The sequence below is a fragment of the Microcoleus sp. T2B6 genome (assembly GCF_036700475.1).
In the GTDB taxonomy this organism is placed as follows: Bacteria; Cyanobacteriota; Cyanobacteriia; order Cyanobacteriales; family Microcoleaceae; genus Microcoleus.
Genome location: NZ_JAUBOZ010000151.1, coordinates 1 through 13,191, shown reverse-complemented (window position 1 = coordinate 13,191; position 13,191 = coordinate 1). Strand labels below are relative to the sequence as shown.

Genomic DNA, 13,191 nt, shown 5'->3' with positions numbered 1-13,191 from the left:
ATACGACCTTTTCGTCGGTCTCCTCTTTTATTACTTCGAGTACCCTTTTTACACCAGTTTTTCCTTCTAATTACTCTCAAACTAAATCCAGTTTCGTCCCAAAACCATACCTGCAATAGGTTAGAAGATTCTTTTTCTATTTTTAAATATTCAGCTAATTTATCTTTAAATAAACCCCTTTCTACGGCATCTTGCTTATCCTTTAAGCTGTATTTAGCCCAAAGGTAAACATACTTTTTTGATTTTAAGATTCTCCTTACTTGGGTACTACTCAGCTCAATTCCTGTCTTCTCTTTTAAATATATGGCAAGTCTAGCTGTTGTCCATCTCCCGAATTCATAGCCATATTTCTCAGGTTCTACTTCAATTGTCTCTAGAAGTAAATCAATGTATTCTTCTGTAGCTTTTCGGTAGTTACCCTTCATCCTATCATCTTTAAAACTATCTAATCGCTCCGGATCACCATGAATACTCCAATAAGCTACTTTTCTGAGAGAACATCCAATTAGTTCAGCAGTTTGAGCTTGTGTATTTCCGTTATTTAGTAACAAAAAAATTAAAGCTCTTTGCCGAATGTCTGGATGATCATGCTCTTTTAATACTTGTTGAAGAGTTTCCTTTGTTTCGGAACTTAGAAAATTTTTAGCAGGCATTAACTTTTTCTGAATATCATTATGTTATATTATACCAATATGCGTTTTAAATGCACAACAGCTTAAATTATTTATACGTTTTTTCGTAAAATTTAGTACAAAAAAAAATGAGCGCTGTCGCGCCAAAAAATAAAGTATCGGAGATAAAAAATGGAAGTCTCACAAACCAACACCTACTACTTCAATAATTTAACCTTCGTCCACCAAACAGAAAACCAACTGTACATTATGGACCGGCAAACAACACTTGTCTTGAATTTTCAACAAACAAGCTATCAAACGATCGACAAAATAATCCACGCTCTGCGACTTTTGAGAGACAAAAAAGTCCGAGACAGAAAGTCAATTATCGAGCAAGAGCTGCTGGCCTTAAACTTCCAATTCCCTCTCGAAAGCAGCAACCGTAACAACAACGACACCAAAAATGGTAGCAGCAATGGTAGCAGCCACGACAGCCACAAAAACTGCGATCTAAAAATCGACTGGTAATTAAATGATGCCGGAGAGATAAGTTTGTTTCTCCGGCAGCCAATAGCAAACATTTTTCGCCACATCCAAAAATGGTCTTCCTCTCATAGCACCATAGGTGTATCTCCTGCACTAAGAACAAGCCGATATGTTCGAGTCGTCGGGCGCAACACTACGTCGGCTGCACAATCATATTTGGACGAAAGGCTTCTTCTGATCTAAAAAAGGTCGAGGGGCAAAGTTTTGTGGCGCTGCCCGAGAACATGGCTTTCAAATGAATAGCGTATATACTCGAAATACAACTATCCGAGATATTAAACACAACGAGTCAGTACAGCTATGTCTGCTAAAGATGCTTTTCACGAAGTCGTTAAAATCGCTCTCCAGAAAGATGGATGGCAGATTACTCACGATCCATACACTTTACAGGCAGGAACTCTAGAACTTTACATCGACTTGGGTGCCGAAAAGGTGGTGGCGGCCGAAAAAGACGGACAGAAAATTGCCGTTGAAATTAAAAGCTTTATTGGCCCGTCCAAAATCTCCCAGTTTTACACAGCTTTAGGACAATTTATTAGTTATCGAGCAGCTTTACAACAACAAGAAACTGACCGCACTTTATACCTAGCTGTACCCAGCAATGTCTACGATAGTTTTTTCACAATGGGGTTTATTCAGTCTTTAATTCAACAAAATCAAATTCATTTAATTGTTTACGATATAGAGCAGGAGGCGATCGCACAATGGCAAATGTAGACCTTTATAGGCAGCACATCCAAAATCTGCTCTCCCAACACGCTAGTCTTGTGTGGGATGAGCGAATTCAGGCTCAAACTATCTTTGATACCGAGCGCGATCATTATCAATTAGTATATGTGGGCTGGCGCAATCAGCGGCGAATTTATGGCCCGGTTTTGCACCTGGATATTATCGACAATAAAATTTGGATTCAGCAGGATGGAACCGAGGTAGGTATTGCCAACGAACTTGTAGAATTAGGAGTTCCTAAGCAAGACATTATACTTGGCTTTGACCCCCCTAATATGCGAAAATTAAGTGAATTTGCAATCGGATAAATTACGCTTAAATGTTAAAAAATTAGCTTTTTTGAAGGCTAAATTTTTAATACTGAACCGCTTTCGTCAGCTTGTATAATTTTTGCCACTGGGTGTTATATTTCGTACTTAAACTTAACACCCAGTTGCTTGTGGATAATTACTGTATCTATTGCTTTCGCCAATGCGCCTCAACTCCTCGCCCCCGACATTCCAAACGCCCCGCATCCCTTTCCCGGCGCAATAGACGGCGAATCAAATCAATTCCCACTGTGGGACACCGTTCCTGCAATTCCCTAATAGAGAATTCTTGAGGCAAATTGTTAATCGCATCCAATACGATCGCCGTTTTAGTTCCTTTTGCAGAAGTAACATATCCCACCCGCTGCTCAAACTCCCGATAAGCTGATAGCAGCATGACTCCCAAGAAATACTCCCACCAAGGTAATAAGTTATGCTGCCCTTCATGCCATCCCTGCGAAGATTGGTAAAGCGTATCGTAATAGCTTTCTTTAGTTCTCTCCACAATCCGTTCTAAACTAATAAATCGCCCCACCTCATAACCAGCTTTGTATAGCAGCAACAAAGTCAGCAACCTTGCCATCCGTCCGTTTCCATCTAAAAATGGATGAATGCACAAGAAATCCAAAATATAGGTTGGAATCAGCAATAAAGGTTCTATCTCGCCCGATTCCCAGAGGCGATTAAACCGTTCTTGCAGGCGTTCCATTGCCACAGGAGTAGCATAAGCGGGAGTAGGTTGAAACCTCACCACTTTAGTTCCATCAGGATAAGTAGCGCTAATTTCATTATCCACTGTTTTCCAGCGCCCGCCTGTATTAACAGCAAATTGGTAAAGGTCGCGGTGCAGTTGTAAAATGACACCTGTACTAAAAGGAATGTGGGTATAACTGGTGTGAATTGTAGTTAGCATGTCCCGATAACCCGCAATTTCTTGTTCTGAACGATCGCGCGGCGTTGTTTTTTCAGTTACTAATCTCTTAATCCGTTCTAGCGGCACAGTAATGCCTTCAATGCGGTTAGAAGATTCGGTACTCTGAATAACCGCAGCTTGGCGCAAAGTGCCTAAAACTTGTGGGGCTTGTTGTTTGAATAACTCCTGCTTTCCCTTGTACTCTCCAAGCAAACGAATTGTTTGCAGAAGTCTTTGGTTGAGCTGTTGACTTTCAATGAACCCCTCTTCAAATGACAGCATATCTATTTTGTCTCCTTTGTATTAATTATAAACATTTATTGCAGTCAATAACTCGGATATTGCGTGCGCTCGCATCAAAACTTTGAAACCCGATTGCAAGCAGAACCGACGCCAAATCCAGATAAATAAGTAAGGCGATAGTTGCTTTTAGCCATAGCCCTTGCCTCTCTTGTTGTCCAAGGTTTGACGCTTAGCAAATCGGGTTCAGTTTCCAGTTGCTTTAAATAAGAGCGATCGCCCGTTACTTCAGCAATTGCCATAGCCACAAATTTGCAACAGCTCAAAGGAGCCTGAACCACCTGCTTTTCAGTAAACCTAACCACAATCCAATTCCACTCTAAGAATAATTGATTGCGGCGCATATCGCTGTCAGCATCGCAGCAGTGAGTGGGCTTCTTAGATTTGCCAGCATAAGGTTCATCAATCTCTACATCAATTCCGAGTCCAGATGGAGTGTGAATTACAGTAAAATCTGCTGAATAGCTCCTCTGAGATAACGGAATTTTAAACTCTGCTGCTTGGACAACTTCCTCGAAATATTGCTGTAAGTATTGCAAAAAGCGTTGTTCACTCACTCCTTGCCGAGCTTGAGATGTGCCATTAGGACTAACGCGAAGTGACATCAAATCCTTGAGCAATCGATTTCTGTGCTGTAAGTCAATTTTTACACTTGTAAAAACTGTCTGCAACCCTTCTTTTCCTAGCTTAAAACTAGAAAATTCCTGCTGTTTGTTGGATAACGTCTCTTGTTGGGATAATCTTTTTTGTTGGGATAATATCTCTTGTTGGGATAATATATTTTGTTGATTGTACTCAAGAACTTGCTGCTTATACCTGGATAGCATTTTTTGACGGCAACCAAACACATAACTATAAGCAGCCGCAATTAAACATGAATAAGCAGCTACTACCAACAGCATTTCCCACCACAGCCAACCCCACGATATAGCAATCAGCGGGAAAGCGATCGCACCATACAGCCAAGACACCCAAATTAACCACAGCAACTTGACAGGTAACACCACAGGTGGTTGAGGCGGAGTCAGCAAAACAACAGGTTTCCCGAATTGTTGAGTTTCTTGAAGTTGGGATGAGGTGGCACAACTAGAAGTTGCCTCTGGCAAAGGATATTGATGGCAGAACTGCATTACCACTTTTGGGTAAAAAACTATAGGATAATTCATAACTTTAAATACTCCTTTTTTTAAGAGCGCGGTCGCGCTATTTTTAAGAAAGTTTTTTGAATTGTATGCAAAAAATCACCCAGTCAAACTCACAAAATTTAACTCATTCTCAACCAGTTAGCCAAATACAAAAGGACAAACAAATCTCTCTTAAATCCGACGCGGCAACAATGGCTGCGCTTACTCAACTCGAAGAACGCCGCGATTATTATCACACCTGCATCAACGGAGGATACTAAGCATGAATTTAGCCACAGCGACGCTTGCTCAAAGTTCAATAACTGCGGCTCAACTTTGGCATCAACTAGAGTCAGCAGAAAGCTCAGAAGAAATCGATCAACTGCTGCAATCCCTTTGGCAAACCCAAGAAACCCAGGAACTTGCTGTTGATGCCCATGCCGACTTAGCCGACCAAATTGATGCCGAAATTGCAGGAATTACCGCCCGGATGCAGTATTTGATAGAACTGCATTCAAAAGCTATCAACAAACTCCAGGGGTGGAGAGAGCGCTTAGATAAAACCGTTCTCTACTTCAACGAGTGTGGCGTGTTAACTTCTGAAGTTATCGGCAAACACCGCCGCATTACTGTTAAGGAAAATCCACCTACCTGTGAAGTTTTGATTGACTCATCTCAACTGCCAGAACCTTATCGCCGAGTCGAAACCAAAACCGTAATTTCTGCCGACAAAAAGGCGATTGCAGACGCTTGGAAACAAGGAATGCCTGTAGATGGCACTAGGGTTTTCCGCAAGCGCAAAGTGGTCTACAGCTTGCTTCCCGGTAACAATTTGCACTCTCTTCAAGCCAACCAGACGCTTGAGAGTCGTTCTTCGGAAAAAACGCAGCTCAAAAAACGGCGTTAGCCATCTTTTCAGGTGTCAGAAATGCCTTGCTCTGACACCTGAATTATAGCCTTTCTCAGGTAAATGAGGTATATACCAAGGCTTGAAAATCCTGATATTCAGATAATCTTGTGTACCTCCTATCCGTGAGAAAAGCTATAGTAGACACCTCCGACTTAGACTTGCCTGAATTAGACATTTCCGAATTAGAATGTGAAACGCTTGTTTTGTTTGTAAGAGCGAAGACTTAATTTCGGTCGGTATCTCTTATAAATCAATCCAGTATTGAGGGTTCTCCACTTGTTCTTCGGTGACGTTGAACAACTTTGATGCTCTACCTTTAATAACCCCGTTAGCATCTAGGTTCAAACCGCCAAACTGCTGACTGTTTTCACCTTCTCCCAAAGCAACGCGAGCAAGTGCATCGCTATCGCTATCATAGAAATAATCCCGTTGGCTTTCCATAGCCGTAGTTGTGCGAACTACTTTCACTTTTTTTCTCCATATTGGGATTGTCATTCTGATTGTAACACGCTACTTCTTTCTTCTAAACCCCTCCAATTGGAGGGGGTAAATATCATTCAGTAGCAGGAATTTTTGAAGGAAAAACCTTGTCAAAATCTGGACTATTACTGTGCGTAAGTCCTAAAAATGTAAAAACTAGGATTCAGGAGCTAATCAATGAGCAGAAGAAAACTTACCCCAGAACATCGCTCCACAGAATGGGTAGCTGGGGAAGGACTAAAAATCCCAGTCTTTGATATGTCCTTGGCTGACGGTAGAGCACAAGGGCGGTACCAAGCTGAATCAGAAGTGCTGCGTAACTCCCTGCTTGAACTGCTTTTTGAACCTGAAGAATTAGCATCCCTAACCATCGTTAAACCAGACCCAAATGATAGCAGCTTCGACCCTCTAAAAAACATCGACTTTGGAGATGGCATTGGCAGAAGAGTTGCTTTCAGCTCCGGCAAAAATGTGTATTTTGCAGACAAAGAACTCTCAACCAAACTGTTGAGCGTATTCAAAACTCAACCCGACCACGCCTGTCGCTACGGCTCACTGCTAGTTAGCAGTTGCAACCAAGGAGCCAAATTGTTAGATAGCTCCCTTGACGGCGAAACCTTGCGACTCAAAATTGTTGATTCTCAAAGCGATGACCAAAGTGAAAAAGCGAAAGCTCATAAGTGGCAAACCGGAGACTGTCACGGTAAAATTTCACCGGCACTAGCCCAACAATTAGGAGGGAATTACAACCGACCTTTTCAATTCAGATTTGCCTGGATGCAGGAATGGGGACAAGAAGACTGCCACACTCCAGAAATTAGCTTTCTTGCCAAAGGAACGCTGTTGCCTGATGCTAATTTAACCTCCGACTTGGATTATGATATCATCATGGATCGCTCCTCTATCAAAGGAGTTGCTAAAGAGCAATTAGCTGAACTTATCCCCTGTGGTGACTACGAATTTCCCAAAGCTATACTAGGAAATCGAGGCAACGCCAAAGTAACTGAATACGAAAATTCCTGGCAATTTTCGATTTGGTATTCTGAACCAGCTATTCAGGCTGACATCGCGACACCGACCAAAATTGAAGCCCAAAAGCTAGCTGACTTGCAAAATAACCGGCTGCAACTTGCCAAATACTTAGTGGAGCAGCACGACAAAAAAGCTGCTTTTCAATCTAGCCTTCACGAAGACAGCAGCGGATTAGAAGACGAAACAGATGAAAAAGCCCAACGCAACGAATCCCGGCTAATTTCAATTTTGAGGAACGACAAACTCGGTCAACTCCTCGACTTTCCCAAAGTCGTCGATTTCATGCAAGAACAACTGGCTAAAAAGTGGAAAGACTTAGCAATTAAAGGAACAATTCATCATGGTTCAGCAATGGCTCAACCTTGTGAAAACCTCCAACCCGGTACAATTGTTGCCCCCCACTTGCGACACGGCACAGAAGTTATCGTTACCCGATACCCAATTGTCAGTAAAGATAACATCCGTCGCTACACAGTAGACAACAAAAGCCATCGCGCATTAACGCAGTACAAAGGGTGCGTTTTCATTCGCTCTGACCAAGCCATGCAGCATCATCAATGCGATTTTGACGGCGATCAATTAGTGATTACGCCTGCTTCCCGAATGCCGAATATCGCCTCTGAAACCAGGCACGCTAATCAAGAGAATGAGTACGATGCAGTTGAGAAACGAGAGAAAGTTGACTACAATAAAGCTACCGATAGTAATGGCGATCGCAAGTATACCAAATTGCGGCAAATTGCCGTAGCGATCGCCCAAAATAAAATCGGCTGGGTTGCTACCTTAATCGGGAGAGTGCAATCGTCAGCAGCAGAACCGGGACAGCCAGAAAGTTTATTCAATCAACAGAAGCGGCAGCTTCTTGGAAAGCTATTTGATGCTCTGCAAATTGAAGTGGACAGTCCCAAAAGTGCTACTCGCACCGAAGACCACCACCCCACCCTGCTGTCCAAGGCTAAGCAGTGGTCAGAACAGCACCCAAGCTACCTATTTGACTACAAAGACGACCCCAGGCTTTATAAAACGGTGCCATTACCTATAGGAGACGGCACCGCTATCAATTGCATTGCTAGGGAGGCTGTTAACCCAGAGTGGGAACCGACTCGTTTAAAAAGCCGCCACCGCGACGAATTTCGCTACTTGTTTGAGTCTCCTTCTGACTTAGATGAGCGAGAAAATTGGGAGAAACATTATGTCAGGTGGGCGCAAGATATTAAGGAACGTTATCGAGAAAGGATGGGCGAAATTCACTTAGAGTGCGGCGGCGATTCTAAGGCAATTAAAGAAGCCGTCAGCAAGTTATACGAGAGCTTAAGAGCCGATGTAACTGAAGCTTGGACTGACCCTGAAGAACGGTTTTTAGCTGCTAGTGCTATGTGGCACGTCGAAACCGCAAATCCCAACTTAGAAGTCCCTCGCAAAGCTTGTAAGGAACTTTCTCGCCAACTGCTGATTGAATTCAACCTTGAACCTGAGTACGAGCGACTCCACGAAGCAATGCCAAAAGACACTTACGTTCTGAGCGTCCCTTTCGAGGAATTTGAACGGGACGGCAGCAATAAGACTGTCAGGGATAAGAAGCGACAGCCAGTTGGCAAAGACTTAGCTGGACATTGGAAAGAATTGTTAGACAGCAAAGGCATTAAATATGAAGCAACTTTGCATCCGAGCCTGCCAATGGTCAATTTTGCCTTAATTGAACCCAGCGAAAAACTGGTGGGAATTCTTGAGAAGAAGTTTTGCGAAAATGTCAACGACATCGACAGTTTAGACTTAACTTACCGCGATGGTCTTGGTCGCACCAAAGATGTCAGTTCACGTATTGTAGCTCCTGCTGATTATACTTGGCTTGAGTCCCAAAACCAAACACCTAAAGCAGCATTGGTTCTCAATTTGTTTACGGATGAAATTTGCCAGCAATTGCAAACCTTTCAGTTTGACAGAGCTGAACTGATTGGACAGAAGTACAATGACTTGAAAGATGTTGACTTTAGCAGTCCAAAATGGAGGCAGAAAACATTGACTTTTGAGGTGGGTTCTGTTAGCGGTAGCGGTTCGAGACGCGACGGCAGCCCTATTGTCCTTCTTGACGGACAAGAGCTAGCCATGTTCTCTGCTAATTCACCTAAATTGCCGATCGGCACTACCTTTGAGGCCACTATTGAACCCTCACCAAAAGGCAGCGCTCTGATTTTAAATATCAACCCTAGCTCTGTGCAACTAATTGAATCAGTTGAGGAACTTTCAGAAGTCGCGTCAACCCCTTGTCAAGAGCGATCGCAATCCGTATCCCCAACCCTTCGTCAAGGGCGATCGCTTGTATCGCCAACCCCTACCCAAAAGCGATCGCAATCCGTATCGCCAACCCCTTGTCAAAACAAACCGCCGTCTCAATCCCAAGACATTGCTGCCAGCCCCGCCTACCTCTCACAATTGCTGAAAGATGCGATTTGTGAAGCATATAACCAAACTGGAGAAACTACAATTCCTGTGGGAAACTAGACAGCTTTTATTAGCAAATCTCGCAACAATGTTAGGTGTTTAGTCAGAGATGAAACTGATAATCCGGTCTTAGCTGCTGACTTGAAAACAGGTCAATTTATTAAGAAGCTTTCGGAAAATAGCAGCGCTCACTTTCTCAAATATCTCTTAAAAGTCGATGCTGAATTAGCAGCCACATCCTCAACAATTAGAGTTGCCGACGCACAACTTTAACGTAATTTCGGAAGTCATATTATGTCCGGTAACTAGACCGTAATTGCAATTCTATTACTTTGCTGTGGCGAATTTACAAATACAGGCTCATGCAAATCATAGAAAAAGCGCAAACCTTTTCAATGCGTGTTGCCTAAATGTGTCTTGCTTGTCCGAGGTCAAAGTCGAATGAGGCAAGAAAAGACACATTCGACTTTGACCCCCCTTGAGGACATTCGTACAACACAGATTGAAGCCTGCGGTGTTATGGGTATTTTGACGGATATGATATGACACTTCTTTTGCTTCCGCTTAATCAATGCCTTCCCCCTCCGATTGGAGGGGGTCACTTTAACTCCCCAAAACCGCACTTTAGAGTGAAGTCACTAGCCATACTGCTCGAATTTCATGGGAAATATCCACTCACGCCGCCACAAAGATTATGGCTACAAAAACAGCATACCGAAGCCGAAGCCAGGGAAACTACATCACCCCTAACACAGCCGAGGGCAAGAAAATCCTCAACTACCTAAGAAATCGCTGCGAGAAAGCTTTAGATTACTGCCTGGAAAACGGACTCACCAGCGTAGAAGATTTTGCCGATGCAATTGAAGAACTAACGGAAGCAGACGGCAAACCTGGCATTAGCGTGGAGGTCAAGCACAACGGACTCGTCCTCAGTTTGAGCGATCGACCCGAGTACGGCTCTACCACAGGAAAGTACATGATGGAGCACTTGGGAGAGCCGGACGACAACCGATTTACTAAAACAGGAATTGAAGCATTACTCGATTCGCCTCAAACTAAAATAAGGTCTAAGAAAGACGATTTACTCGATGAATTGGAGGATGAAGAACCCTCCCCGTCTAAATCTAAAACTGCAACTAAGTTTAAAAAAGACGATTTGCTAGATGAGTTAGAGGATGAGGAACCCTTGCCCAGAGCGAAATCTAAAACCAATACCAAATCTAAAAAAGCTGAAATAAAAACTTGGGAGGATGAGGAACCCTCAGCCAATTCTAAAAACAAAACTAGACATCGAAAAGATGACCTAGAGGAATTGGAGTCGGAGGAACTACTGCTTAAATCTAAACCCTTAACCCGCTCTCCGAGAGATGAGCTAAGTGAGTTAGATGAGTTTGAATTCAAAGAACCTCAACCTAAAGCTAAGCCTCAAACTAAAAGCCACCTTAAAAACTCTGAGCGAGAAGATTTGGAAGACGAAGAATTATCAGCTAAATCCCAAGCCAAAAGAAAACTTCAGACAGATGAAGCGGTAGAAGTTGCTGAATCCTTAGCACGCACACCTTCAAAAACCCGAACGAGCCAACAGCAACCTCAAGGCAAAAAATCAAACGACCAGAACATCGATAGTATCCTCGATGCTGCTGTACAAGTTAGTGGTAGAACAGCCATTTCTGGAAGTGAGGTAGAAGGTACAACTGTCAGCGGCCTGAGCACTCAAGTTGCGGTTCTCGCTACTCTGATGGGGAAAAAAGCAGCTTCTCAAATTATAGAAGCTGCTCTTGGGGCTGGAAAAGAGCGCCAAGTTGCCGATATTGTCAAAAGGCTCCAAGCTCAAAGCCAACGAGCTGACTCGCTGTCGCAGCGGGTTACCAACTTGGCTGAAGCGGATTCAATTGCAGATGCAACGGTGGTAGAGCGGGCGGTGGTGTTGACTCCTGCATCTTTTGTGTGCTACTATAAGCATAATTATGTAATTTTATTTAAAACTCTAATATTATTAGTATAAGCCACTCTGAGTTATAAGAATACATACCGCTTTGTAATCTCTTTAATTAAATTTTTTCCTTTCGTTTATCTTGGAATTAAAGTCATGTTTAGAGTATACGAAGCAAGCGGACGGTTAGATAAACGCCAAATAAGCTATCGAGGTAATAATGTTTTCGAGCCCATTGAAGATGTACAAGCTACCCTTTTCACACCAGATATCTGTAAAAAACGACTTCAAGACATTATTTTTAGTGAACATTTTCGGCATCTCCATATAATAGATAACCTCGTTTTTCTCGCAACTGTTGAATATTTTAGCTCAATCGGAGCACAGTGGTGTAATCTGCCACTGACGACTTTGATGATCTCATCACCAGGCGAAGTTTACCAAGGAAAAATATTGGACTACAATACCGACTCTCTACCAATTCAAATTGATTGGTTTGACTTAAATAGGAAAGTTTTTCTATCAGAGAGTTCTCAGTTCTATCTTGAGTTGCGCCTACTTCAAGAAAATGTTGAGATGGTATTCTCAATTTACAACTCCTTTAGAAAAGAAAAAGCAGATTTTTCGCATCTTTCTGAATTTCAACATATTGAGTTCGAGGGAAAAATCGGATATGAGGAAAATATAAAAATAGCCTTCGATATACTAAAGTTTATTACAAATAAAATTATTAGCTCTGCCCCGAAATCTCTTAAGTACTTCCTTTCAGAAGACGAAGTTGAGATGCTCTCGACAACTTTTGAATATCGAAACCTTGCTCGAATATCGTTTAAAGAAGCACTTCATGCTTTGTATGTGGATACAAGCGATGAACGCTATAAAAAATTTTCTCTAGAACATTTTGGAGCCTGGGAGGAAGTCCGACTTACTCAGATTTTCAACGCACATATTATCCTTGAAGAATTTCCTCTACTTCAAACTTCCTTCTATCATAACGAACTCCGAAAAGACGAACATGGAATACCACTGTCTGAAAGTGCCGATCTCATTTTGATGGGCTTTCGAGAGGTAATTGGAAGCGGTGTTCGCATCCAAAACTACGAAGCGCTTTTGGAAAAGGCAAGTATATTTAATCTCCCTAAAGATGATTATTATCCGTACTTAGAGATGCGAAAACTCAACCCTTACCAAAAAACATCTGGATTCGGACTTGGCTGGCAGCGATATACCCAGTGGCTCTTGAAGCTACCATACATCTGGGATGCAGTTCATATTCCTCGTGGGCACATTTTGCCTGCTCCATGACTTGATAAAAAAAGATATAGCAATCCTCAATAAGTTGTAAATTTTTCGCTTAATTGGGTATACAAATGTTTGCGAATCAACTAGAATTGCTATATATAGCAGTCCTAAACCATTCGTAAAATTGATCGAGACCAGAACCCTTGGAGTGTAAGCATCTGGCTAGCGTATAATTTGGCAAATCATTTAGAATTGCTATAGCTCACAAAAGTAGAGATAAGAAAATAAAATCATACTAGAGATTTCATACGAGAGATTTATGAGCTTCTTAAAGAAAGATGATGTAAAAAAAATGAGCTATGTTCAACTGCTTGCCAGTATTAATGAAGTAAATCGACCACCAGGGGGAAAGGATTCGATACGAAGAATAGTGCAAAATACCTTTCTCACTAAAGATTCAAAGGTACTAGATGTTGGGTGTAATACTGGCTATTCGGCGTTTGAGATAGCCCATCTTGTCAAGTGTGATGTCACTGCTATTGATAAGCTGTCAAACATCTAAACTGCATTAACTAAGTTACCTTTATTTTTTATTTTTCGGTTCCATTTCATAATTAG

General features: G+C 42.2%; 13 protein-coding genes. 9 read left to right on the top strand and 4 right to left on the bottom strand.

The window, feature by feature from the left end:
* The coding region (locus QUA00_RS34195; protein ID WP_333412935.1) for an IS630 family transposase at window positions 1-653 on the bottom strand (653 nt) is incomplete at its 3' end.
* Window positions 654-803: 150 nt separating this feature from the next.
* Here QUA00_RS34195 and QUA00_RS34190 point away from each other — a divergent pair.
* The 3 genes from QUA00_RS34190 to QUA00_RS34180 all read left to right on the top strand — a co-directional run bounded on the left by QUA00_RS34190 (window position 804) and on the right by QUA00_RS34180 (window position 2,197).
* Window positions 804-1,142: a hypothetical protein gene (locus tag QUA00_RS34190; RefSeq protein ID WP_333147953.1), complete on the top strand. Its 339-nt coding sequence runs from the start codon at window positions 804-806 to the stop codon at window positions 1,140-1,142.
* Between the two features lie 318 nt (window positions 1,143-1,460).
* A complete protein-coding gene (locus QUA00_RS34185; protein ID WP_333412933.1) occupies window positions 1,461-1,877 on the top strand; it encodes an element excision factor XisH family protein in 417 nt (138 codons plus the stop codon).
* Window positions 1,865-2,197: a XisI protein gene (locus QUA00_RS34180; RefSeq protein WP_333412931.1), complete on the top strand. Its 333-nt coding sequence runs from the start codon at window positions 1,865-1,867 to the stop codon at window positions 2,195-2,197. Before QUA00_RS34185 ends, QUA00_RS34180 begins: the two co-directional genes overlap by 13 nt.
* Window positions 2,198-2,345: 148 nt before the next feature.
* On the opposite strand, the gene QUA00_RS34175 is transcribed toward QUA00_RS34180, so the two are convergent.
* Together QUA00_RS34175 and QUA00_RS34170 are read right to left on the bottom strand one after the other, a co-directional pair.
* The gene (locus QUA00_RS34175) at window positions 2,346-3,392 is read right to left on the bottom strand and encodes a Fic family protein (protein WP_333412929.1); all 1,047 of its coding nucleotides are present in this window, start codon (window positions 3,390-3,392) and stop codon (window positions 2,346-2,348) included.
* Between the two features lie 74 nt (window positions 3,393-3,466).
* The gene (locus QUA00_RS34170; protein ID WP_333412927.1) at window positions 3,467-4,576 is read right to left on the bottom strand and encodes a hypothetical protein; all 1,110 of its coding nucleotides are present in this window, start codon (window positions 4,574-4,576) and stop codon (window positions 3,467-3,469) included.
* Window positions 4,577-4,641: 65 nt separating this feature from the next.
* Between QUA00_RS34170 and QUA00_RS34165 the strand changes: the two genes are divergently transcribed.
* Together QUA00_RS34165 and QUA00_RS34160 are read left to right on the top strand one after the other, a co-directional pair.
* A complete protein-coding gene (locus QUA00_RS34165; protein WP_333412925.1) occupies window positions 4,642-4,815 on the top strand; it encodes a hypothetical protein in 174 nt (57 codons plus the stop codon).
* Window positions 4,816-4,817: 2 nt separating this feature from the next.
* Window positions 4,818-5,441, top strand: coding sequence for a siphovirus Gp157 family protein (locus tag QUA00_RS34160; protein WP_333412923.1), 624 nt, complete (start codon window positions 4,818-4,820; stop codon window positions 5,439-5,441).
* 246 nt (window positions 5,442-5,687) lie between these two features.
* Here QUA00_RS34160 and QUA00_RS34155 read toward each other — a convergent pair whose 3' ends face one another.
* Entirely contained in the window at window positions 5,688-5,912 is a 225-nt protein-coding gene (locus QUA00_RS34155) for a hypothetical protein (protein WP_333412921.1), read from the bottom strand.
* 189 nt (window positions 5,913-6,101) lie between these two features.
* On the opposite strand from QUA00_RS34155, the gene QUA00_RS34150 reads away from it, so the two are divergent.
* The 4 genes from QUA00_RS34150 to QUA00_RS34135 all read left to right on the top strand — a co-directional run bounded on the left by QUA00_RS34150 (window position 6,102) and on the right by QUA00_RS34135 (window position 12,636).
* Window positions 6,102-9,458: a hypothetical protein gene (locus QUA00_RS34150; RefSeq protein ID WP_333412919.1), complete on the top strand. Its 3,357-nt coding sequence runs from the start codon at window positions 6,102-6,104 to the stop codon at window positions 9,456-9,458.
* Window positions 9,459-9,539: 81 nt separating this feature from the next.
* Window positions 9,540-9,671 (top strand): hypothetical protein, encoded by a 132-nt coding sequence (locus QUA00_RS34145; protein WP_333412917.1) that lies wholly within the window; start codon window positions 9,540-9,542, stop codon window positions 9,669-9,671.
* 421 nt (window positions 9,672-10,092) lie between these two features.
* Window positions 10,093-11,403, top strand: coding sequence for a hypothetical protein (locus QUA00_RS34140; protein ID WP_333412915.1), 1,311 nt, complete (start codon window positions 10,093-10,095; stop codon window positions 11,401-11,403).
* A gap of 84 nt (window positions 11,404-11,487) precedes the next feature.
* A complete protein-coding gene (locus tag QUA00_RS34135) occupies window positions 11,488-12,636 on the top strand; it encodes an amino acid--tRNA ligase-related protein (protein ID WP_333412914.1) in 1,149 nt (382 codons plus the stop codon).
* Window positions 12,637-13,191: the final 555 nt, after the last annotated feature.

What these genes read in the sequence shown, in the direction of transcription:
- QUA00_RS34190 (WP_333147953.1), top strand. Translation starts at nt 804, where the DNA reads ATGGAAGTCTCACAAACCAACACCTACTACTTCAATAATTTAACCTTC.
- QUA00_RS34185 (WP_333412933.1), top strand. Translation starts at nt 1,461, where the DNA reads ATGTCTGCTAAAGATGCTTTTCACGAAGTCGTTAAAATCGCTCTCCAG.
- QUA00_RS34180 (WP_333412931.1), top strand. Translation starts at nt 1,865, where the DNA reads ATGGCAAATGTAGACCTTTATAGGCAGCACATCCAAAATCTGCTCTCC.
- QUA00_RS34175 (WP_333412929.1), bottom strand. Translation starts at nt 3,392, where the DNA reads ATGCTGTCATTTGAAGAGGGGTTCATTGAAAGTCAACAGCTCAACCAA.
- QUA00_RS34170 (WP_333412927.1), bottom strand. Translation starts at nt 4,576, where the DNA reads ATGAATTATCCTATAGTTTTTTACCCAAAAGTGGTAATGCAGTTCTGC.
- QUA00_RS34165 (WP_333412925.1), top strand. Translation starts at nt 4,642, where the DNA reads ATGCAAAAAATCACCCAGTCAAACTCACAAAATTTAACTCATTCTCAA.
- QUA00_RS34160 (WP_333412923.1), top strand. Translation starts at nt 4,818, where the DNA reads ATGAATTTAGCCACAGCGACGCTTGCTCAAAGTTCAATAACTGCGGCT.
- QUA00_RS34150 (WP_333412919.1), top strand. Translation starts at nt 6,102, where the DNA reads ATGAGCAGAAGAAAACTTACCCCAGAACATCGCTCCACAGAATGGGTA.
- QUA00_RS34140 (WP_333412915.1), top strand. Translation starts at nt 10,093, where the DNA reads ATGGCTACAAAAACAGCATACCGAAGCCGAAGCCAGGGAAACTACATC.
- QUA00_RS34135 (WP_333412914.1), top strand. Translation starts at nt 11,488, where the DNA reads ATGTTTAGAGTATACGAAGCAAGCGGACGGTTAGATAAACGCCAAATA.